The organism is Rhizohabitans arisaemae, from assembly GCF_025996515.1.
GTDB lineage: Bacteria > Actinomycetota > Actinomycetes > Streptosporangiales > Streptosporangiaceae > Rhizohabitans > Rhizohabitans arisaemae.
In genome coordinates, this window is sequence record NZ_BLRH01000034.1 from 815,337 (window position 1) to 835,447 (window position 20,111).

20 protein-coding genes and 1 riboswitch are annotated in these 20,111 nt (G+C 70.0%); of the genes, 6 read left to right on the plus strand and 14 right to left on the minus strand.

Features of this window, described 5'->3' with window-relative positions:
- Positions 1-83 precede the first annotated feature (83 nt).
- Complete coding sequence (locus RUR_RS19260; protein WP_283136474.1) at positions 84-854, plus strand: MgtC/SapB family protein; 771 nt, start codon at positions 84-86, stop codon at positions 852-854.
- Positions 855-1,270: 416 nt separating this feature from the next.
- On the opposite strand, the gene RUR_RS19265 is transcribed toward RUR_RS19260, so the two are convergent.
- The 3 genes from RUR_RS19265 to RUR_RS19275 all read right to left on the minus strand — a co-directional run bounded on the left by RUR_RS19265 (position 1,271) and on the right by RUR_RS19275 (position 2,460).
- A complete protein-coding gene (locus tag RUR_RS19265) occupies positions 1,271-1,507 on the minus strand; it encodes a hypothetical protein (RefSeq protein WP_283136475.1) in 237 nt (78 codons plus the stop codon).
- Positions 1,508-1,534: 27 nt separating this feature from the next.
- A complete protein-coding gene (locus RUR_RS19270; protein WP_283136476.1) occupies positions 1,535-1,678 on the minus strand; it encodes a hypothetical protein in 144 nt (47 codons plus the stop codon).
- 80 nt (positions 1,679-1,758) lie between these two features.
- Positions 1,759-2,460, minus strand: a complete 702-nt coding sequence (locus tag RUR_RS19275) for a TetR/AcrR family transcriptional regulator (RefSeq protein ID WP_283136477.1) — start codon at positions 2,458-2,460, stop codon at positions 1,759-1,761.
- Between the two features lie 97 nt (positions 2,461-2,557).
- On the opposite strand from RUR_RS19275, the gene RUR_RS19280 reads away from it, so the two are divergent.
- On the plus strand, positions 2,558-3,367 hold the full coding sequence (locus tag RUR_RS19280) for an alpha/beta fold hydrolase (RefSeq protein WP_283136478.1): 810 nt from the start codon (positions 2,558-2,560) through the stop codon (positions 3,365-3,367).
- A gap of 132 nt (positions 3,368-3,499) precedes the next feature.
- The gene (locus RUR_RS19285; RefSeq protein WP_283136479.1) at positions 3,500-4,063 is read left to right on the plus strand and encodes a dihydrofolate reductase family protein; all 564 of its coding nucleotides are present in this window, start codon (positions 3,500-3,502) and stop codon (positions 4,061-4,063) included.
- Positions 4,064-4,112: 49 nt separating this feature from the next.
- On the opposite strand, the gene RUR_RS19290 is transcribed toward RUR_RS19285, so the two are convergent.
- The gene (locus RUR_RS19290) at positions 4,113-4,466 is read right to left on the minus strand and encodes a GlsB/YeaQ/YmgE family stress response membrane protein (RefSeq protein WP_346349051.1); all 354 of its coding nucleotides are present in this window, start codon (positions 4,464-4,466) and stop codon (positions 4,113-4,115) included.
- Between the two features lie 176 nt (positions 4,467-4,642).
- Positions 4,643-8,278 (minus strand): methionine synthase, encoded by a 3,636-nt coding sequence (gene metH / locus RUR_RS19295; protein ID WP_283136480.1) that lies wholly within the window; start codon positions 8,276-8,278, stop codon positions 4,643-4,645.
- A gap of 13 nt (positions 8,279-8,291) precedes the next feature.
- Positions 8,292-8,366, minus strand: a riboswitch (S-adenosyl-L-homocysteine riboswitch).
- 434 nt (positions 8,367-8,800) lie between these two features.
- Between metH and RUR_RS19300 the strand changes: the two genes are divergently transcribed.
- Positions 8,801-9,640, plus strand: coding sequence for an MOSC domain-containing protein (locus tag RUR_RS19300; protein ID WP_283136481.1), 840 nt, complete (start codon positions 8,801-8,803; stop codon positions 9,638-9,640).
- A 91-nt stretch (positions 9,641-9,731) separates the two neighbouring features.
- Here RUR_RS19300 and RUR_RS19305 read toward each other — a convergent pair whose 3' ends face one another.
- The 7 genes from RUR_RS19305 to RUR_RS19335 form a co-directional block, all read right to left on the minus strand.
- Positions 9,732-10,484: a class I SAM-dependent methyltransferase gene (locus tag RUR_RS19305; protein ID WP_283136482.1), complete on the minus strand. Its 753-nt coding sequence runs from the start codon at positions 10,482-10,484 to the stop codon at positions 9,732-9,734.
- A gap of 341 nt (positions 10,485-10,825) precedes the next feature.
- Positions 10,826-12,082: an RNA polymerase sigma factor gene (locus tag RUR_RS19310; RefSeq protein ID WP_283136483.1), complete on the minus strand. Its 1,257-nt coding sequence runs from the start codon at positions 12,080-12,082 to the stop codon at positions 10,826-10,828.
- A complete protein-coding gene (locus tag RUR_RS19315; protein ID WP_283136484.1) occupies positions 12,079-12,414 on the minus strand; it encodes a YciI family protein in 336 nt (111 codons plus the stop codon). Before RUR_RS19315 ends, RUR_RS19310 begins: the two co-directional genes overlap by 4 nt.
- A gap of 74 nt (positions 12,415-12,488) precedes the next feature.
- Positions 12,489-13,334, minus strand: coding sequence for an alpha/beta fold hydrolase (locus RUR_RS19320; protein WP_283136485.1), 846 nt, complete (start codon positions 13,332-13,334; stop codon positions 12,489-12,491).
- Between the two features lie 88 nt (positions 13,335-13,422).
- A complete protein-coding gene (locus RUR_RS19325; protein WP_283136486.1) occupies positions 13,423-14,070 on the minus strand; it encodes a response regulator in 648 nt (215 codons plus the stop codon).
- A complete protein-coding gene (locus RUR_RS19330; RefSeq protein ID WP_283136487.1) occupies positions 14,067-15,209 on the minus strand; it encodes a sensor histidine kinase in 1,143 nt (380 codons plus the stop codon). Before RUR_RS19330 ends, RUR_RS19325 begins: the two co-directional genes overlap by 4 nt.
- A gap of 27 nt (positions 15,210-15,236) precedes the next feature.
- Positions 15,237-16,049 carry a hypothetical protein gene (locus tag RUR_RS19335; RefSeq protein WP_283136488.1) on the minus strand — a complete coding sequence of 271 codons (813 nt, stop codon included), beginning with the start codon at positions 16,047-16,049 and terminating at the stop codon, positions 15,237-15,239.
- Positions 16,050-16,276: 227 nt separating this feature from the next.
- On the opposite strand from RUR_RS19335, the gene RUR_RS19340 reads away from it, so the two are divergent.
- A complete protein-coding gene (locus RUR_RS19340) occupies positions 16,277-16,945 on the plus strand; it encodes a class I SAM-dependent methyltransferase (protein WP_283136489.1) in 669 nt (222 codons plus the stop codon).
- A 299-nt stretch (positions 16,946-17,244) separates the two neighbouring features.
- Here RUR_RS19340 and RUR_RS19345 read toward each other — a convergent pair whose 3' ends face one another.
- Positions 17,245-17,517, minus strand: coding sequence for a response regulator transcription factor (locus tag RUR_RS19345; RefSeq protein WP_283136490.1), 273 nt, complete (start codon positions 17,515-17,517; stop codon positions 17,245-17,247).
- Between the two features lie 144 nt (positions 17,518-17,661).
- On the opposite strand from RUR_RS19345, the gene RUR_RS19350 reads away from it, so the two are divergent.
- Positions 17,662-19,203 (plus strand): MFS transporter, encoded by a 1,542-nt coding sequence (locus RUR_RS19350; RefSeq protein WP_283136491.1) that lies wholly within the window; start codon positions 17,662-17,664, stop codon positions 19,201-19,203.
- An 80-nt stretch (positions 19,204-19,283) separates the two neighbouring features.
- Here the strand turns inward: RUR_RS19350 and RUR_RS19355 are convergent, their stop codons facing one another.
- A complete protein-coding gene (locus tag RUR_RS19355) occupies positions 19,284-20,027 on the minus strand; it encodes a TetR/AcrR family transcriptional regulator (RefSeq protein WP_283136492.1) in 744 nt (247 codons plus the stop codon).
- Between the last annotated feature and the right edge of the window lie 84 nt (positions 20,028-20,111).

Below are 20,111 nucleotides of genomic sequence, written 5' to 3' on the forward strand. Positions count from 1 at the left end.
GGCAGGCGCGGGAGCCTGGCGACCCCGCGCCCCTCCCCCCATGAGACGCCCCGCACGGGGCAGGCAATCCAGAAAGGAGGCACGTGCAGCCCAACCTGGACCTATTCGAGCTCGTCCTGCGGCTGGCCACCGCGGCGGGTGCCGGAATCGCCATCGGATTCGAACGCGAGGTCGGCGACCACGTCGCCGGCATCCGCACCCACACCCTGGTGGCCGTCGGCGCCGCCGTCTTCGCCATCGGCGGAGCCTACGGGTTCACCGACATCCCCCGCGCCCCCGTGGCCGACCCGGCCCGCGTCGCCGCCCAGATAGCCTCCGGCATCGGTTTCATCGGCGCCGGCGCCATCGTCAAGGACGGCGTCGTCGTCCGGGGCCTGACCACCGCGGCGACCCTGTGGCTCAGCGCCGCCCTCGGCATGGCGGGCGGAACCGGCGCCTACGCCGCGCTTGCGGCCGGGCTCGTCATCGTGATGCTCGTCCTGATCGCGCTGCGCATGGTCAAACCGGCGGCCCGCAGGGTCGCGAGCCGCTCCCCGTCGCTCCGGGTCACCCACCTGCCGATCGAGGGAACGCTGGACGCCATCGCGCGCACGGTCGAAGCCTCGGGAGCCAAAGTCGAACGGATGTCGATCCGTGAGGACGGCAAAAGCAAGCCGACGCCCACCCGCATCGTCGTCTTGGAGTTGCGGAACGCCCGCAACGGCCGCCTCGTCCCCGTGATCGAAGAGCTCACCCTCCGCGACGACGTGCTTCAGGTCGGTTACCGCCCCGGCAACGACGCCCTCACGGTCCGGCTCGGAGCCAGGCTCCGCCGCCTGATCGACCAGGGCAACCGGCTCGTCCGGCCGAGCTGACCACCGTCACCCGCGCCCAGACCGTCGGCCCGGGGACTCGGTTCGTCCGGCCCCGGGCCGCGGTAGCCGTACCGGCACCTCCTGTCGGGACCGCGTTGAACGGCTTCTGCCTCGTTCACGGGCGTGTCCGCGAACGTGGTGTCGCCGGTGGGTTCGCCGCCGTCACGCGTGCCGGGTACCGGCAAGCTGAACGCCCTGGTGACACGCGACCGACTCGGCGGCGGAGGCCGGGACTTCCTGCGCTTCCCGCGTACCTATCCGACCTCCGTCCCCGAGGTCGAGCCGGAGGCGTTCACCGCCTGCCTGGTGCCGATGGTCCACCCGACCGTCGAACCGCGTCCGGCGGTCCGGCACCCGACCTTGCGCACGGCCAGGCCGGATCGGCTCGCTCCGGCGGTTCAGGGCCGGTGGCCTGCTCAGCGCTGGCGGCGCAGAGTCCAGAAAAGCCAGTTGCCGGTGGCGGTGTTCGTGGCCACGTCCCAGCCTTGGCTGCCGAGATCGGACAGCACCTGGACGACCTCGTTGTAGCTACCGGAGAACATCTGCTCGGTTCCACCGGGGAGATTGAGGCGAATGGTTCGCTGGTCCCAAATCCACTCCACAGTGGCGAATTCGTAGATGAAGATTGCTGCCTCCGCTCCGTTGATCGTCACAGAGGCTAACAGGACTTGAGGGAGCCTTCAGATTTTCTGCTGAGGTACGGCGGATAGGTTCCCCAACCAGGACGGCACCTGCTCGGCATGCCGTTCCGGTGGGAAGGCGGGATGGAAGGCGTGCTCGATCAGGCCGTACCGGACGACGCGGGTGAGGCGTGCGGACCTCACCACGGCGCTCCGCACTCTCAGCCGCGTCCACCTGCTCGTCCCGGCACCCGCGGCCGCTCCGGCCTCACACCAGGGGAAGGTCAACCCACCGCCGACGCAGGTCCAGGCCGTCCGTAGGCCGCGAGGAACACCTCGGCCGCCCGGTCGGCGATGCGGTCGAGTTCGTCGGCGGCGGGCCGGGCCGCGGTACCGGCGAACATCACCTGGTTCATCGGCTTGTACATGACGAGTCCGGCGAACTGGTAGGCCGCCAGGGTCGGGTCGGGCAGCTCACGCAGCGCCCCGCGGTCGGCCAGCCGCGTCATCGATTCGCCCAGCAGCACCAGCGACCGGTGGAAGGCGCCTTCAAACCAGGCTGTGGCGATGTCGGGAAATCGATCGGCCTCGGCCAGGACCAGGCGTCGCAGCTGGAGGACGTCCGGTCGCGTGAGATCCACGAGAAGGCGGCGGCCGAGGTCACGGAGGGCCTGCCCCACATCGGGGGTCTCCTCCAAGATGCTCGCGTAGGCCTGTCCGAGTCCCGCCACCACCTGGACGGTGGTCCCCAGAATGATCTCGGAGAAGAGGTGTTTCTTGTCCTGGAACTGCTTGTAGACGGTCTGTTTGGAGACCGCGGCCCGGGCGGCCACCTCGTCCATACTCGCGCCGAGATACCCGTGTTGCAGGAACACCTCGGTGGCGGCCTTCAGGATCGCCCGCCGTTTCCGCGCGGTGCGACCCTCCTCCATGGCGGCGCCTGACGCGCCGGATCCCTGCTGGACGGTGCCCGGTAGTCGATCCACGACCCCTCCTCATCTTCCCCAACAGATCATACTGGACAGTCCAGTACTAGAATGAGTACTGTACCGTCCAGTTCCACTGGAGATGAGGAGAACGAGGATGGGCACTGTCCGGTCCGAAGACGGCACCACGCTCGCATTCGACGTATGGGGCGGCGCCCACGGCCAGCCGCTGATCATGGTCGACGGTGCCACCGCCCACCGCGGCGTCAACCCGACCAACGCCGAGGTGGGCCGGTTACTGGGCGACGAGTTCCGGGTGTACACCTACGACCGCCGCGGCCGCGGGGAGAGCACGGACACCGCTCCGTACGCGGTGGAGCGCGAGATCGAGGATCTCGCCGCGCTGATCGCCGACGCCGGCGCACCGGCCATGCTGTTCGGCTGGTCCTCCGGCGCGGTCCTGGCCCTCGAGGCTGCGGCCGCCGGTCTGCCGATCACCCGGCTGGCCCTGTTCGAACCGCCGTTCGTGGTCGACGACAGTCGCCCCGCCCTCCCGGCCGACTACGTTCAGCGGCTCGACGCCTTCATCGCCGACGGCCGCCCGGGGGACGCGGCCGAACTCTTCATGACCGCGGCGGTCGGCGGGTCCGCCCAGGACGTGGCCGGATTCCGGCAGAGCCCGTTCTGGTCCGTCGTGGAAGCGGTCGCGCACACCATCGCCTACGACGGCAGGATCATGGGCGACACCATGTCGGGCAACCCCCTGCCCCGCGATCGCTGGGCCGCGGTCACCCTACCCGTCCTGGTCATGCACGGCACCGGCACCATGCCGTGGATGATCACCGGGGCCCAGGCCCTGGCCGATCTCCTGCCGACAGCGACCCTGCTGCCCGTGCAGGGCGAGCAGCACAGCGCCCCCGCCCACGTACTCGCCCCCGCACTGCGGCGGTTCGGCCAAGGCCACTAGACACCTGAGCGATGGGTACGCCGCATGCGGATCCGGTATCCGCCGACGGCGGCACCGAGACCGGATCATCGGTCGAACGCGGTTCCCGAAGCACCGGTCCCATCGGCAAACGAGACGACGAGGAAGTTGAGAATGGGAAAGATCGTGGTCACCGAGTTCATCTCGCTCGACGGCGTGGTCGAAGCCCCCGGTGGCGAGAACTTCAAGTACCCGAACTGGAGCTTCGCGTTCGACAGCGGTGAGGACGGCGAGAAGTTCAAGACAGACGAGGCGCTGGCGGCCAAGGCATTGCTGATCGGCCGCAAGACCTACGAGTCCTTCGCCCACGCCTGGCCCGGGCGCGACGGTGTCCTGGCCGACAAGTACAACAGCATGCCCAAGTACGTGGTGTCGAGCACCCTCGTCGACCCCGAATGGAACAACACGCACGTGATCAGGGGTAACGTGGTCGAGGCGGTGACCACGCTGAAGAGGGAGCTGGACGGCGAGATCTCGGTTCCCGGCAGCATCCGGCTCGTGCAGGAGCTGATCGAGAACAACCTCGTCGACGAGATCCGTCTGATGACCTACCCGGTCCTCCTCGGCACCGGTAGGCGCCTGTTCGGGGAGACCACCGACAAGTCGACGTGGGAGCTGAACGAGTTCACGATCGTCGGTGAAGGCATTCCGATCACAATGTTCGAGCGGGTCGGCTGACGGGTGGGGACAGGCCACCGCACCCTTGGCCGTACCACGGCACTTCCGGTCATCGGTACGGCGACCGGGCATAGGTGCCGGCCGCAAGCGGCACCCCCAGCGCGGCCAAGGCGACCTGGATGCCCGGTTCGATCCAGTCGATACCACGGGTGTCGGCCACTCCGAACCCTGCGGCGACGGCCGTACCGATCAGTGCGGAAACCACACCGATCACGATGGTCAGCCAGACAGGTATGCTCCGGCGGCCCGGCACGACCAGCCGCCCCAGGACGCCGACGACGATCCCGATGATGATTCCGGAGATGGATTCCGGCGACTTCCACGGTCGCTCCTGCCGTAGGGGGATTCCGGCGTTCCGAGTGCCGCCCTGAACGCCGCAACAGGAATCGGTGTACCCACACATCGCCGAAGTCGTCGAAATTCCGAGATCCGGAATGCCGATTCACACACCAACGGCCATCGCTCGCCTGCGGTCAGGACAACGCCGATCACACGGGGGTGACGGCGCGGCCTGACGGAGACACGGGTACGACCGCCACGCAACGCGGGCCGTGGCGGCCGTACCCCTCCACGATCCGATCAGGCGGGGTCGTAGGCGAGGTTGGGGCGGAGCCAGCGCTCCACCTCGGCGACGTCGGTGCCGCGCCGCCGGGCGTAGTCCTCGATCTGGTCCTTGCCGATCCGCCCCACGGTGAAGTACCGGGAGGAGGGGTGGGCGAAGAGCAGGCCGCTGACGCTGGCCGCCGGGGTCATCGCGAACGACTCGGTGAGACCCATCCCGACCCGCTCGGCGTCGAGCAGCTCGAACAGGGTCTCCTTCTCGCTGTGGTCGGGGCTGGCCGGGTAGCCGAGCGCGGGGCGGATGCCGCGGAAGCGTTCGGCGTGCAGGTCCTCGATCGCCGGGTCGGCGTCCGGCTCGTACCATTCGCGGCGGGCCTGAAGGTGGAGGTACTCGGCGAACGCCTCGGCCAGCCGGTCGGCGAGGGCCTTCACCATGATCGCCCGGTAGTCGTCGTGCCGGGCCTCGTACTCGGCCGCGAGCTCTTCGGCGCCGTGGACGGCGACCGCGAACCCGCCGATGTGGTCTCCGGCGGGGGCCACGTAGTCGGACAGGCAGCGGTTGGGCCTGCCCTCCGGCTTGGCGGTCTGCTGGCGCAGCATCGGCAGGCGCACGACCCGGTCCCCGGTGTCGACGACGAGGTCGTCGCCGTCGGAGTGGGCGGGCCAGAACCCGTAGGCCCCGTGCGCCCGCAGGCTCCCCGCCTCGATGATCTGGTCGAGCAGGGTGTTCGCCTCGTCGAAGAGTTCGCGGGCCTCCGGCCGTTCCAGGATCGCCGGGTACTTGCCCTTCAGCTCCCAGGCGAGGAAGAGGAACTGCCAGTCGATCATCTCCCGGAGGGCGGTCAGCTCCGGCCTGACGGTGCGGACGCCGGTGAAGGCGGGCACCGGCAGGTCGTCGAAGGAGACCCGCTCGCGGTTGGCGCGGGCCTTGTCGACGGTGAGCAGGGGCCGCCGCTGCCGCGTCTCGTGCTGTTCGCGGAGCTGCTGCTGGTCGGCGCGGTTCCGCGCGTCGAGCTCGTCGGCCCGGCCCGGGTCGAGCAGGTCGGAGACGACGCCGACCACGCGGGAGGCGTCGAGCACGTGGACGGTGGTTCTGTCGTAGGCGGGGGCGATCCGGACCGCGGTGTGCTGGCGCGAAGTGGTGGCACCGCCGATGAGCAGCGGCAGCTTCAGCCCGCGCCGCTGCATCTCGGCGGCGACGGCGACCATCTCGTCCAACGAGGGGGTGATCAGACCCGACAGGCCGACGGCGTCGGCGCCTTCGGCGACGGCGGTGTCGAGGATCTTGGCGGCGGGCACCATCACGCCGAGGTCCACGACGTCGTAGTTGTTGCAGCCGAGCACCACGCCCACGATGTTCTTGCCGATGTCGTGCACGTCGCCCTTGACGGTGGCGAGGACCACCTTGCCGCTCCCCCGGCTGGTCTCCGCGCGTCCCTCCAGCTTGGCCTGCTCCTTCTCGGCCTCCATGAAGGGCTCCAGGTAGGCGACCGAGCGCTTCATCACCCGGGCGCTCTTGACGACCTGCGGCAGGAACATCTTCCCGGACCCGAACAGGTCGCCCACGACCTTCATGCCGTCCATCAGCGGCCCTTCGATCACCTGAAGGGGGCGCGCCGCGCGCTGTCTCGCCTCCTCGGTGTCGTCCTCGATGAAGTCCACGATGCCGTGGACCAGGGCGTGGGCGAGACGCTCCTCGACCGGGGCCTCGCGCCAGGACAGATCGACGGTACGGCGGGTGCCGCTCCCGCTGACGGTCTCGGCGAAGGAGACGAGCCGGTCGGTGGCGTCGGGACGCCGGTCGAACAGCACGTCCTCCACGAGCTCCAGCAGGTCCGCGGGGATGTCCTGGTAGACGGCGAGCTGTCCGGCGTTGACGATGCCCATGTCCAGTCCGGCGCGCACGGCGTGGAGCAGGAACGCCGAGTGCATCGCCTCGCGGACCACGTCGTTGCCGCGGAAGGAGAAGGACAGGTTGGAGATGCCGCCGCTGGTGAGCGCCCCGGGGCAGCGCTCCTTGATGCGCGGCAGCGCGTCGATGAACGCCTTGGCGTACCCGTTGTGCTCGGCGATGCCGGTGGCGACGGCGAGCACGTTGGGGTCGAAGACGATGTCCTCGGCGGGGAAGCCGGCCTCTTGGGTGAGCAGGTCGTAGGCGCGGGCGCAGATCTCCACCTTGCGGTCCGCGGTGTCGGCCTGACCTTGCTCGTCGAAGGCCATGACGACCACGCCGGCGCCGTAGTCCCGGATGCGCCGGGCCTGCTCCAGGAAGGGCTCCTCGCCTTCCTTGAGGCTGATCGAGTTGACGACGCCCTTGCCCTGCACGCACTTGAGCCCGGCCTCCAGCACGCTCCACCGCGAGCTGTCCACCATGATCGGGATCCGGGCCACCTCGGGCTCGGTGGCGATCAGGTTGAGGAACGTGGTCATGGCCTGCTCGCTGTCGAGCAGGTCGGCGTCCATGTTCACGTCGAGCAGGTTGGCGCCCCCGCGGACCTGGTCGAGCGCGACGTCGACGGCGCCCTGGTGGTCGTCAGCCTCGATCAGGCGGCGGAACTTGGCCGAGCCGGTGACGTTGGTACGCTCCCCGATCATGATGAAGCCGGTGTCGGGGCCGACCTCGAAGGGCTCCAGACCGCTGAACCGGGTCCGCGCCGACGGCGCCGGGACCGGACGCGGCGCCAGCCCGGCCACCGCGGCCTTGATCTGCTCGATGTGTCCCGGAGTCGTCCCGCAGCAGCCGCCGACGATGTTCACCATCCCCGAGGCGGCGAACTCGCCGAGGAGCGCGCCGGTCTCGCCCGGGGTCTGGTCGTAACCGCCGAACGCGTTGGGCAGACCCGCGTTGGGGTGGGAGGCCGTGTAGGTGCCGGCGAGCCGGGACAGCTCGGCGACGTGCGGACGCATCTCCTCGGCGCCGAGGGAGCAGTTCACGCCGACCACCAGCGGCTTGGCGTGCTCGACCGAGTTCCAGAACGCCTCGACGGTCTGCCCGGACAGGGTGCGGCCGCTCAGGTCGACGATGGTGACCGAGATCCACAGCGGCAGATGCGGGGCGACCTCGCGGGCCGCGGCGATCGCGGCCTTCACATTGAGCGTGTCAAAGATCGTCTCCATCAGCAGCAGATCGACCCCGCCCTCGTCCAGGGCCCGGATCTGCTCCGCATAGGTGGCCTTGACCTGGTCGAACGGCACCGCGCGATAGGCGGGGTCATCCACCCGCGGGGAGAGCGACAAGGTGACGTTGAGCGGCCCGACCGAGCCCGCCACGAAGCGTCCGCCCAGCTCGTCGGCGGCCTGGCGGGCCAGCTGGGCTCCGCGCAGGTTCATTTCGTAGACCAGCGATTCGAGCCCGTAGTCGGCCTGCGCGATACCGGTCGCGGTGAAGGTGTTGGTGGTGGTGATGTCGGCGCCGGCCGCCAGATACCGCCGGTGGATGTCGAGGATCACATCGGGCCGGGTCAGGTTGAGCAGATCCGGGTCGCCGGTCACGTCCTTGGGGTGATCCTTGATTAGATCGCCGCGGTAGTCGGCGTCGGTGAGGCCGGCGCCTTGGAGCATGGTGCCCCACGCCCCGTCAAGCACGGCGATACGCTCGCTGAGGAGTTCCTTCAGGGCCTGAATCCGCTCGGCCTGGCTTGACGACCCGCGCACCTGCTCACCTCCACATTGGGAGGCGCCCTTGGTGTCAGTCCGGGTCGAGCGTGGCGGACCGGAGCCCGTCGCAGCGCCTCTCGACCTTCTTGACATTGAGAATACCAAGCGGGTGCGGCGCTCCGAAACGCTTTCCCCACCCTCCCGACCTGAAACTCCCCCGCCCCGGTTACGCGCGGGGCGCAGCCACCCGGTACGGCCGAGTGGCCGGGTCAAGCCCAGGACTTGCGGAACCACGGTCCGGCTCCGCCCGTACCCGATCCGCACCGGCCAGGCTGGCAGCCTGACCATCCGGTACGGCCTGAGGCGGCCCAGGCTGCGGGTTCGATGGTCTCACGCAGGCGGCGGAGGAGGTGGCGGCGCTCGAGGTCGGTGGCGGCCCAAGCTCGGAACCCGGCTCCAGGGCCGACGATCAACAACCGAACCTCACACATTGGTGTCAGATATCGCCGTTCTCCCTGGTCTTACGCCGAGAGTCCTCCTAGTCTCGCAGATCGCAGGCGACACGACGGGGGAGAGAAAATGACGGCGGTGGTCGAGGAGCTGATCTCGTATCCGATCAAGGGCTGTGCCGGTGAGTCCCTGCGCGAGACGACGCTGACCTACGCGGGTCTGGCCCACGACCGCGGTTTCATGGTGGTCGACAAGGACGGGACCTTCCGCAGCCAGCGCCGAGACCCCCGACTGGCGTTGATCCGGCCGAGCGTCGGCGCCTGCGGCGAACGGCTCACTCTGCGCGCACCCGGATTCGAGGACATGCGCATCTCGGTCGATCTGGACTCTCCCCGCCGGGAGGTGGCCCTGTTCGGCAACAGGTACCGGGGGATCGATCAGGGCGACGCGCCCGCCGAGTGGCTGTCGTCGGTGCTCGGCTCGGCGAGCAGGCTGGTGCGGGTGCCGCCGGAACACGACAGGGTGACCGACGGCCGGACGCCCGGAACCTCCGGCTACGCCGACGGCAGCGCCGTGCACGCCGTCTCCAGGGCTTCGCTGGACGAACTGAACCGACGCCTGGACGGGCCCGCGATACCGATGTCCAGGTTCCGCCCGAACATCGTGATCGACGGATGGGAGGAGCCTCATCGGGAGGACCGCGTCCACCGCATGGTCGTCGGCGATGCGGAACTCGGATACGCCAAACTCGCGATCCGCTGCGCCGTCACGTTGGTCGACCAGCGGTCCGGCGCCAAGTCCGGTCCCGAGCCGCTCCGCACCCTCGCCCGGTACCGCCGGGCCGCCGCGGGTGGCGTGGCGTTCGGCGTCAAACTCTCGGTCCTGCGTCCCGGCAGACTCGCCGTCGCCGACGCGGTGACCGTCCCCATCTGGGCCGACTCCCAGCTCAAGGAGGCGGTGCCCCGCTGACGGCCCCGTCACCACCGAAAGAAAGACAGAGCCATCTTCCAGCGCGGCCGATCCCCGGCCGACGCGCAGTTCGCGCCGGTCCGGGATGCCGTCAGCCCGTCTTCCGGGCCTCGATAAGGAGGCGCTGCGAATAGGCCACAAAGGGGCCGTGGCGTTCCATGAAGTCATGGAGTTCGGCCAGCCGGTCCCGGTAGGCGTCCACGGTGAAACCCGGAACGGTCCAGAGCACCTTACGGAGGAAGTGGACGACCGCCGCGATGTCGTGGAACTCCATCCGGAGCCCTTCCTGGCGCAGGTCGACCACCTCCAGGCCGGCCGCCTCCGCCTCGGCCACGGCCGTCATCGGGCTCCGGGATGGGTTGACCGGCTGCGGTCCCATCATGAAATCGGTCAGTTCGCGAACCGAACCGGCGCCCACGGCCTGGGAGAGATAGGTGCCGCCCGGGCGCAGGACCCGATGGATCTCGTCCCAGCGAGTCGCCACCGGATGCCGGCTGACCACCAGGTCGAAGCGGTCGGCAGCGAACGGCAGGTCGTCGGTGTCGCCGACTTCGACGACGGTGGCGTTGAACTTGGCGAGGTTGCGGCGGGCGATCTTCAGGTTCGGCGGCCAGGACTCCGTCGCCGCCAGGAACGGCGGGGCGACCGGGATCGAGGCCAGCACTTCGCCTCCGCCGGTCTGGATGTCGAGGCCGGCCTCGGCCTTCGACATCCGCTCGGCCAGCAGTTTCGCGTAGCCCCAGGATGGGCGCCGCTCGCTTGCGCGCCCGGCGAACCACGAGAAGTCCCAGCCTTCGGTCGGAACGGCCGAGCCCTCGGCGAGGAGCTTTTCGAACGTTGACATAGGGTGACCATGGCAGATGGTCGTGATATCCGCACCTGGATTAGGTTGTGGGCTCCGGCAGGGCGGCGGATATCGGTACTCCGGCGACTCCTGGCCAGGCGACAGCGCTTCGACCAGGCAACACCCTCAGCCGAGGACGCCGAGGCACCCCGCGTCGTGACGGGGAAAGGGCCGTCTGCGGAACGCCCTGCTCTCCGGAGAAGGCCCACCCGGACGGCAGAGCGGACCATTCCAGAGCTGTGAGATCAGGGACTCGACCCCCACCGGCTCCGCCGTTCCGCTGCCACCCACCTCGGCGGGCAGATGAACGTCTCACGGACCGGGCCTCCGATGAGTGCCGGTCAGGTGGCGGGGTCGGTGGTTTCCCGCAGGCGGCGGAGGAGGTAGCGGCGCTCGGGGTCGGTGGCGACCTCCTCCAGCGCCCGCCGGTAGGCCTGCGCCGCCTCCGCGCGGCGTCCCAGGCGACGCAGCAGGTCGGCGCGGGTCGCCGGGAGCAGGTAGTAGCCGGTCAGCGCCCCCGACTCCTCAAGCGCCGTGACCAGTTCCAGGCCTGCGGCCGGGCCTGCCGCCATCCCGACGGCCACCCCCCGGTTGAGCTCGACCACCGGGGAGGGCACCAGCTCGGCGAGGCGCCCGTACAGTGCGGCGATCTGCCACCAGTCCGTGTCGGCGGCGGTACGGGCCTCGGCGTGGCAGGCGGCGACGGCCGCCTGCAACTGGTACGGGCCCGGCCGACCGCGGCGCAGCGCCCGGTCCAGCACGGAAAGCCCCTCGTCGATCTTCGACCGGTCCCAGCCGGTGCGATCCTGGTGCTCCAGGGTCACCAGGTCGCCGACGGCGTCGACCCGGGTTTCGCGCCTGGCGTCGTGCAGCAGGATCAGCGCGAGCAGCCCCTCGGCCTCCGGCTCGTCCGGCATCAGGCGAACCAGGACACGTGCCAGGTGAAGGGCCTCACCGCACAGGTTCCGCCGGACCAGATCGGCCCCGGCCGAGGCCGAGTACCCCTCGTTGAACAGCAGATACAGCACGCCCAGCACGGCCCGTACCCGTGCGGGCAGCAGATGCGCCGGCGGAACGCGGTACGGGATCCCGGCCTGGCGGATCTTCTGCTTGGCCCGAACCAGACGCCGGGACATCGTCGCCTCAGGAACCAGGAAAGCCCGGGCGATCTCGGCGGTGCTCAGTCCCGCCAGGGTGCGCAGCGTGAGCGCCACCTTCGCCTCCATCGACAGCGCCGGATGGCAGCAGGTGAACATCAGGCGCAGCCGGTCGTCGGGGATGCCGCCGACGGCGGTTTCATCGTTCCCGGGGTCGTCCGGGCGTAACGTCATGGCGAGCTCCCGCAGCTTGGCGGCGCCGACGGCTTGGCGCCGCAACCGGTCGACGGCGCGGTTGCGCGCCGTGGTGGTCAGCCACGCGCCGGGCCGGTTCGGCACGCCGTCGGCGGGCCAGCGTTCCAGCGCCAGCGCGAAGGCGTCCTGCGTGCACTCCTCGGCGAGGTCCCAGTCGCCGGTCACCCGGATCAGGGTGGCCACGACCCGCCCCCACTCCTCCCGGAACGCCTGGGTGAGTACGGCCTGGACGTTGCCGACGGTCACTCCCAGATCGGCCGGATCTCGACCGACCACCGCCCGGCGGCCGGATGGGATGAGGCCACCTCGATCGCCTCGTCGAGGTCGGCGCACTCGATCAGGGCGAATCCGCCGATCTGATCCTTGGTCTCCGCGAACGGCCCGTCTACGATCAACACCTCGTCGTCGCGGACCCGCACGGTGGTGGCGGTGCCGCTGGGCTGCAGACCGGCTCCCCCGAGGAGAACCCCGCGCCGGGCCATCTCCGCGGCCCATCCGTCGCACCCGGGCAGATCGGCGGAACCCTCCGATCCGGATGTCTCGGGCTCCTCACCACAGATCAGCAGCATGTATCGCATGGCTCTCCTCAGGGAACGGACGGCCGCGCCGGGATCCTCTCACACCCCGGAAGCCTGACAGGGGGCGTCCGAGATCAGTGGGGTGCGGTGTGCCGGAGGAGGACGTCGACGACGAAATCGTGGATCTGCGGGGGAAACCCATGTCCCAGACCTTCCAGCGGCACCAGCTCGGCGCCGGGGATCTCCTTGGCGAGGGCGACCCCGTTTCCGTACGGGAAGAACGGGTCGTCGGTGCCGTGGATCACCAGAGTCCGCACCGAGATCTCACCCAGCCGCTCCCGCCAGCGCTCCCCCGCGTCGGCGAAGGCGAGGTTGTTCAAGTGGGACTTGATGTCGGCGGTGCGGTCGTAGTCCTGGACGGCGAGCCGGCGTGCGCGTGCCTCGTCGAACTCGAACCGGCGTCCGGTGAGCAGCCGCTCGATCTCGGTCATGTGGTCGACGATCGAGTCCCGGTCGGACCAGTCGGGCTCGCCGGCCGTGAAGAAGGCCATCAGCGACCTGTCGTGCTCGGGCAGGTCCGGGTCGGCCGGCCCGGGCGCGGTCGGACGGGTGGAGATCAGGGTGAGTGAGTCGAGCCGCCGGGGATGATCGAGCGCCAGAAGTTGAGCGGTCCAGCCGCCGGAGGAGGCGCCCACGACGTGCGCCGTGGTGACACCGAAGGCGTCGAGCACCCCCACGGCGTCGGCGGCCAGGTCGCGCAGGCTGTACCCGGGAACGCCCGGCGGGTAGCCGGTGGACCGTCCGGCGTCGCGCGGGTCGTAGCGGACGACGAAGCGCCCGCCGTCGGCCAGGCGTTCGCAGAACCCGTCTTCCCAGCTCGTCATCGACCTGCCTGCCAGCAGGATCGCCTGATCGGCGGGGTCGCCGAAGCTCTGGGCGCCCAGCCGTACCCCGTTGGGGAGGAAGATGTCGCGGGTCATGGGATTCTCCTTCGGGTCGGATGAAGGTCCTTCGCAGTGACGACGAACGGGCCGCCGCCAGACCGACAGCTCCGCACAGATTCCTCTCCTATCCCTCACCCGCGTCGCGAACCAGGAGGGCGATCTGCACGCGGTTGGCCAGCCCGAGTTTGGTCAGCGAACGGCTGACGTGGCTCTTGACCGTGGTCTCGCTCATCGCCAGCTCACGGGCGATCTCGCCGTTGGACAACCCGCGGGCCACCGCCCGGACGACATGCCGCTCCCGGTCGGTGAGGACGGCCAGACGTTCCCGCGCGACGCGGATGTCCGATGCCTGCTGGCCGGCGAAGGCGTCGAGCATTCGCTTGGTCACAGCAGGCGAGAGCATGGCGCTGCCCTCGGCCACCGTACGGACCGCGGCGATCAGGTCGCGGGGCGCCGTGTCCTTGAGCAGGAACCCCACCGCCTTGGCGCGCAGGGCGCCGTAGACGTACTCGTCCCGGTCGAAGGTGGTGAGCATGACCACTTTCGGCGGGTTCGGCAATCGGTTGATCTCCCGGAGCGCGGTCACGCCGTCCATGCGGGGCATGCGCACGTCCATCAGCACCACCTGCGGCCAGTGGCGTGCGACCGCCGCCACCGCCTCCACGCCGGTCTCCGCCTCGGCGACCACCTCGATGTCGTCGGCCACCTCCAGGATCATGCGCAGCCCCGACCGCACCAGGGCCTCGTCGTCCACGATGAGAACCCGGATCACGTCGGCAGCCTCGCCGACACGAGGAACCCGCCGTCCGGCTCCGGCCGGGCCTCGAACGCACCGCCGAGCAGCTCGACGCGCTCGCGCAGCCCGACCAGGCCGAGACCGCTGCCGGGAACGGCCTGAGCCGGGTTCTGCGGTGCGGCGTTCCGCACGGTCACCTCCAGTGCGGCGGGGAGGTGGCGCAGCGTCACCCGCGTCACGGCCAGGCCAGCGTGCTTGTGGATGTTGGTGAGGGCCTCCTGGACGACCCGGTAGGCGGTGTGCTGCATCATGACGGGCAACGCGTCGGCTTCGCCCTCCTCGCACAGTTTCACCGGCACACCCACCGAGCGGGACTGCTCAAGCAGCCAGTCGAGGTCGGCGAGGGTCGGCTGCGGGCGGAAGTCCCCCGTGTCCCCTTTGTCGAGGACGCCGAGCACCGCTCTGAGCTGGGCTAGAGCCTCCTGTCCCGTCGTACGGATAAGCTCGGCCTCCGCCACGGTCCGCTCATCGGCGGCGTTGACCTCCAAGGCCCCCGCCCGCAGAACCATCAGTGAGACCCGGTGGGCCACCACGTCGTGCATGTCCCGCGCGATGCGGGCCCGCTCCTCCGCACGGGCCTGCTCGGTGCGGGCCGCCTGCTCCCGCTCCAGCCGTTCGGCGCGCTCGCGCAACCCCGCCACGACCTGCCGGCGCGCCCCCATCCACAGCCCGAGCAGCAGCGGAAGCCAGACGAACACCGGTATCCCACCCAGGGTGGAGGCGATGTCGACGCCGGGGCGCGGCACCACGACGACCAGGCTCACCAGCGCGGTGTAGGCCAGGAGCACGGGTGGCCGGCGAAGCGCGGTCGCCGCGACGTAGGAGGCCGTGAACAGCAGCATCCCCGGCCACCGCAGCAGCGAGTCCACCACCGCCAGGAGCAGCAGCGGCCACGGACGGGCCGACGCCGTCCGGGCCATGGCCGCGGCCGACACCGCGACCAGGCCGACGAAGAACCGCTCCGGGACCGAGGCGAGCCACGGCAGCGGCAGCCCGTACGGACCCGCGCCGAGCGGCTCCGCCGGGAAGAACGCTCCGAGGCATGCGAAGGCAGGAAGCAGCCACGGCACCAGCCGATCACCAAGCGTCCGCGTCCACGCCACGACGTTCTCCACCCACCCCAGCGTAAACATCCGTACGTGCTACCAGCTTAGCGGCTTCAGCGGCCTGCGGTCGGTGTCCGGGAGCCTCGCCGGACGGGACTCGGGCACGGCGTCGCGGAGCAGCTTGACACCGAGCGGCACCAGTACCAGGCACAGGAGGCCGGATGAGACGACCCCGTCGAGAGTGCTCTCCTTGAGCACACCGGTCCACAGCGTTCCCGACCACAGGAACAGCACCAGACGCCCGGTGCCGAACACGCCTGCGCGGAAGGCCGCGACACCCAGGGCCAGCGCTCCGATGTACAGGCCGAAGGCGACCGAGATCGGCACCCGCCACGGGCCGTAGGAGATCTCCACGTACAGATCCATCACGACTCCGGTCGCCTGTGCCAGGCCCAGCCGGTCGACCAGTTGGAAAGCGGTGTGGTCCACGCCCGCCCAATACAGGCGGGAGAACAGGCCCGCAACGATCAGCGCTCCGCCCACGAGGGCAAGCCGTGGTGATCGGGCGGCGACGACGCGGGTCAGCGTGACCACCGCGAGGCACATGAGGACGGCGCCGGCGGCGAAACACGCGTAGCCCGCCGTGACCAGGCCGGGATTCTGTGCGTACGCGGCCAGCTGACCCGGGGCCGCGAAAGGCTGCCGGTCGAACCACTCCGTCTGGGCAGGGGTGAAGCCCGCCGTCTCAAGCGCCAGGTACCGCAGAAGCAGTCCCGCGAACCAGACGACCGGCGCCAGGACCAGGGCCGCTCCCCCGATGAACCGGCCGGGGAACCAGGCGTTGCGGTGAACCCACTCGGGCGTCTTCCATCGGCCGCCTCTTCCGGCGGCCGTATTCATTCGCGACATGACCCACACCCTGGATCACGCTCACCGCGCCCACATCCTTCGATTGTCGCGGCGGACGTCTCTTTAGTAGGAGTGCGCGCCGCCGATGTCGCGCGGCAATCCGACCGGGGCCCCGGATCGGGAGGTCCGGAATCGGCTTTTCGGAGTTAGGTTCGATCTTGTGCGGTTGATCTCGGACTGATCATCCTCATCGGACGGACGACGACAGGCTGCGGAGGAGTACGGACATGAGCGCACATTACGGTTCCGGGCCCGGTGAGATCACGCCGGACGGCTGCGCCGTCGAGTTCTACGACCTGCTGCCGGTGATGGGTGAGCCGGAAATCGTGCACGGCGCCGTGCCCGCGGGCGCGTCGATCCTGGAGCTCGGCTGCGGCACCGGGCGGATTCTGCGGCCCCTCGCCGAGTACGGGCATCCCGTCCTGGGCGTCGACGAGTCGCCCGCCATGCTCGCGCGCCTCTCAGACCTGCCGACCGTGTGCGCTCAGATCGAGTCGCTGGAGCTGGACCGCGTCTTCGATGTCGTCCTCCTCGCCAGCACCTTGATCAATGCCGACCCTGAGCAGCGGCGCGCTTTCCTCGGCACCTGCCGTCGGCATGTCGCACCCGGCGGGGTCGTCGTCGTCCAGCAGACCGACCCGAACTGGTTCGGCACCGTCGAGCCGGGCGAACACCTCCACGACGGCATCCGGCGAGTGATCAGGCAGGTCCGCCGGGCGGGACGGCGCGTCGACGTCGTGGTCGACTACCACGTCGGCGACCGCACCTGGACCCACGCCTTCGACCGCCACCCCATCGACCAGGACGAACTCATGGCGGACCTGGCCTCCGCCGGCCTGCGCTTCGACCGCCTGCTCACCGACGACCACACCTGGTTCACCACCCGCCGCGCGTAGCCCCAATCGGAGTGCCACCCCGGAGAGTTCACCTTTCCCCGTCACATGGAGGCGTCGAGCGCAGGCTTTGAGCTCCAGCCGCCCTGAACACCTGGTCATGTCCCAGTACGACCGAAGCGGCGACTTCAGGACGGTCCGCCACGGCGTGCGCCGCGTCCGCCGCACCCTCATCGGAACACGACACCGGCCCAGGAGCCGAACCCCCGCAAGGGGCACCCGTGCCCGGCCGGTTGTCCGGGTGATCGTTGCGGTGTGCGCGTCCTGAGTGGCGCGGACAGCTCAATGATCACCCTGGCCTCTTACGGCCGTGTCCGGCCTTCGTCCGAGGTGGTGGCCAGTCCATGGCGGTAGGCGTAGCTGATCGCGCCGCTCCTGCTCTGAACTCCGATCTTGGCGAAAGCATGGTTGATGTGTGTTTTGACCGTCGACTCGCCGATGAACAGCGACGTGGCGATCTGCGCGTTGTTCAGGCCGTGCGCGAGCAGCTGCAGGATCTCGATCTCACGCGGGGTGAGTCTGTCCGGATTGCTCCAGCGGTCCGCCGGGGTGGGCGGCGAGTCCGGCCGTCGCATGGCCGCCACCGGCCACCGGGAGACGGCCGCGTCGAAACCGAACGACGAAAGGAACCCGATGGCGGAGCTGTCGGTCTTGGGATGGTCCGTTCGTCGGTAGGGCGACCACACCACTTGTGCGAACAACCCGGAAGGGATCGCCCCATGGACACGCGTACGCAAGGATCGGCCGCGCCCCGCGCCGGGCGCAGAGAATGGCTCGGGCTGGCCGTGCTCGCCTTGCCCACCATGCTGCTGTCGGTCGACCTGAGTGTGCTGTATCTCGCGCTGCCGAGCCTCGCCGCCGATCTGGGGGCGGGAAGCACCCAGCAGCTGTGGATCATCGATGTCTACGGCTTCCTGGTCGCCGGGTTCCTGATCACGATGGGCACCCTCGGCGATCGGATCGGGCGGAGAAAGCTGCTCTTGATCGGCGCGGTCGCCTTCGGAGCCGCGTCCGTGCTCGCCGCCTACTCCACCGACGCCGAGACGCTGATCGCGGCCAGGGCGGTACTCGGCCTCGCCGGGGCCACCGTGGCGCCGTCGACCCTGTCGCTGATCCGCACGATGTTCGCCGACCCCGGGCAGCGGGCGGTCGCCGTCTCGGTATGGAGCAGCTGCTTCATGGGTGGCGCGATCTTCGGCCCGATCGTCGGCGGTGTGATGCTGGCGCGATTCTGGTGGGGATCGGTGTTCCTCCTGGCGGTCCCGATCATGCTTCTGCTGCTGGTCACCGCGCCTGTTCTGCTGCCCGAGCACCGCAATCCCGAGGCCGGGCGGCTCGACCTGATCAGTGTCGGCATGTCCCTCGCGGGGATCCTGCCGGTGATCTACGGCATCACCGAACTGGCCAGGGCCGGCTGGCGGCCGTTCCCCGCCGCGGCCCTCGCGGTCGGCTCGATCTTCATTGCCGGCTTCGTGATCCGGCAGCGCAAGCTGGCCGACCCGTTGCTTGATCTACGCCTGTTCGAGATCCGCACCTACCGCAGCGCCTTCGCGCTGAGCCTGCTCGGCGGGGCCGTCCAAGGGGGAAGCCTCCTGCTGATCAATCTGTATCTGCAGACGGTCCTCGGGATGTCCACCCAGGAGGCCGGGCTCTGGCTGGTGCCGACAGCCCTCGCCATGGTCTGTACCATCATGCTCGGTTCCGGCCTGGCGCAAAGGATCCGACCCGGGTTCCTCATCGCGGTCGGCATGCTGCTCGCCGCCTGCGGCTACGCCCTGCTCACACAGGTCCCGGTGACCGACGGCCTCACCCTACTGCTGACCGGCTTCGGTATCGCGATGGCGGGTATGGGGCCGGGGGTGGCCCTCGGCTACGACATGATCATCGGTTCGGCACCGCCGGAGAAGGCCGGTTCGGCTGCGGCGATGGTCGAGACCGGCGGACAGTTCGGTGTCGCGCTCGGCGTCGCCGTCCTCGGCAGCCTCGGCGGCTGGGTCTACCGCAGTCAGGTGAAGGTCCCCGCCGCCGTCCCCGCCGAGGCCGCGCACACCGCCCAGGAGAGCGTCGTCGGCGCGGCGAGTGTCGCGCCGGGGCTACCGGGACCGGTGGGAACCGAGCTCTTGGCCTCCGCACGAGACGCCTTCACCGCGGGACTGAACACCACCGCGATCTCCGGGGCGATCCTGTTCCTCGCTCTTGCCGCCCTGGCCGCCCACTCCCTGCGGCATGTACCTCCCACCGGAGCACCGGCTCAACGCTGACCCGTCCGGGCTCCCCAGAAGGTCGGACGGCAGGGCGAGGGCCTCGGTGCGCGCCGGACCGGGACACCGGCGGCCGCCCGCTACCGGGAGGTCCGGGCGGGCAGGCCGGCGGCGATGCCGTCGAGGACGCGGTCGAGGCCGTACCGGAAGCGCTTCTCGGGAGTCATGTGCGGGAGCCGCGCCTCCCGGACGGTGCGGCTGAACATCGGATACGCGTCCGACTCCACCACCTGCTTCACGTAGGGCCCGACATACTCCCGCATCCAGCGGGAGACGTCCCGCCCGGTCCGGCGGGCCTCGTCCAGCCAGCCGATCTCCCGGTGCACGGCGCTGTGCGCGTAGTCGAACAGCATCTCGGCGGCGACGGTGATCCGGTCGATGTCCAGGCCGAACCCGTCGAGCGCGGCGAGGGCGAACTCCTGCACGCGCAGCTGGCCGGGTCCGAGGGTGGGCCGGCGACCGGCGAGCGCGACATACCAGGGGTGGGCGAGTCCCGCGGCGCGCACCCGGTGGGCGACGAGGGAAAGGTCGGCCCGCCAGTCCCCGGTCGGCCGATCGGGCAGGTCCGTCTCCGCGGCCACCGCGTCGATCATCAGGTCGATGAGGTCGTCCCGGTTCGGTACGTACCGGTACAGCGACATGGCGCCGGTGCCGAGCTCGGCCGCGATCCGCCGCATGGTCGCCGCCTCCAGGCCTTCGGCGTCGGCGATCCGGACGGCCGTCCGGGTGATCTGTTCCCGGCTGTAGCCGGGCCGCCGCCCGGGTCCGGTGCGTTCGGTCCGTTCCGGGCGCATCCAGATGGTGATCTGCTCATCCGCGGTCATGAAGTGCCCTTTCCGACTTGCGTACATCGTACCCGAAACCGTGCCGCACCCCGCGTACGTTGCCCCCGGCCGGGAGAAGCGAAC

Coding starts and splice junctions, on each gene's coding strand:
- RUR_RS19305 (WP_283136482.1), bottom strand. CDS start 10,484: ATGTCAACGTTCGAAAAGCTCCTCGCCGAGGGCTCGGCCGTTCCGACC.
- RUR_RS19320 (WP_283136485.1), bottom strand. CDS start 13,334: ATGACCCGCGACATCTTCCTCCCCAACGGGGTACGGCTGGGCGCCCAG.
- RUR_RS19335 (WP_283136488.1), bottom strand. CDS start 16,049: ATGTCGCGAATGAATACGGCCGCCGGAAGAGGCGGCCGATGGAAGACG.
- RUR_RS19340 (WP_283136489.1), top strand. CDS start 16,277: ATGAGCGCACATTACGGTTCCGGGCCCGGTGAGATCACGCCGGACGGC.
- RUR_RS19290 (WP_346349051.1), bottom strand. CDS start 4,466: ATGTGTGGGTACACCGATTCCTGTTGCGGCGTTCAGGGCGGCACTCGG.
- RUR_RS19285 (WP_283136479.1), top strand. CDS start 3,500: ATGGGAAAGATCGTGGTCACCGAGTTCATCTCGCTCGACGGCGTGGTC.
- RUR_RS19315 (WP_283136484.1), bottom strand. CDS start 12,414: ATGCGATACATGCTGCTGATCTGTGGTGAGGAGCCCGAGACATCCGGA.
- RUR_RS19345 (WP_283136490.1), bottom strand. CDS start 17,517: ATGCGACGGCCGGACTCGCCGCCCACCCCGGCGGACCGCTGGAGCAAT.
- RUR_RS19300 (WP_283136481.1), top strand. CDS start 8,801: ATGACGGCGGTGGTCGAGGAGCTGATCTCGTATCCGATCAAGGGCTGT.
- RUR_RS19355 (WP_283136492.1), bottom strand. CDS start 20,027: ATGACCGCGGATGAGCAGATCACCATCTGGATGCGCCCGGAACGGACC.
- RUR_RS19350 (WP_283136491.1), top strand. CDS start 17,662: ATGGACACGCGTACGCAAGGATCGGCCGCGCCCCGCGCCGGGCGCAGA.
- RUR_RS19280 (WP_283136478.1), top strand. CDS start 2,558: ATGGGCACTGTCCGGTCCGAAGACGGCACCACGCTCGCATTCGACGTA.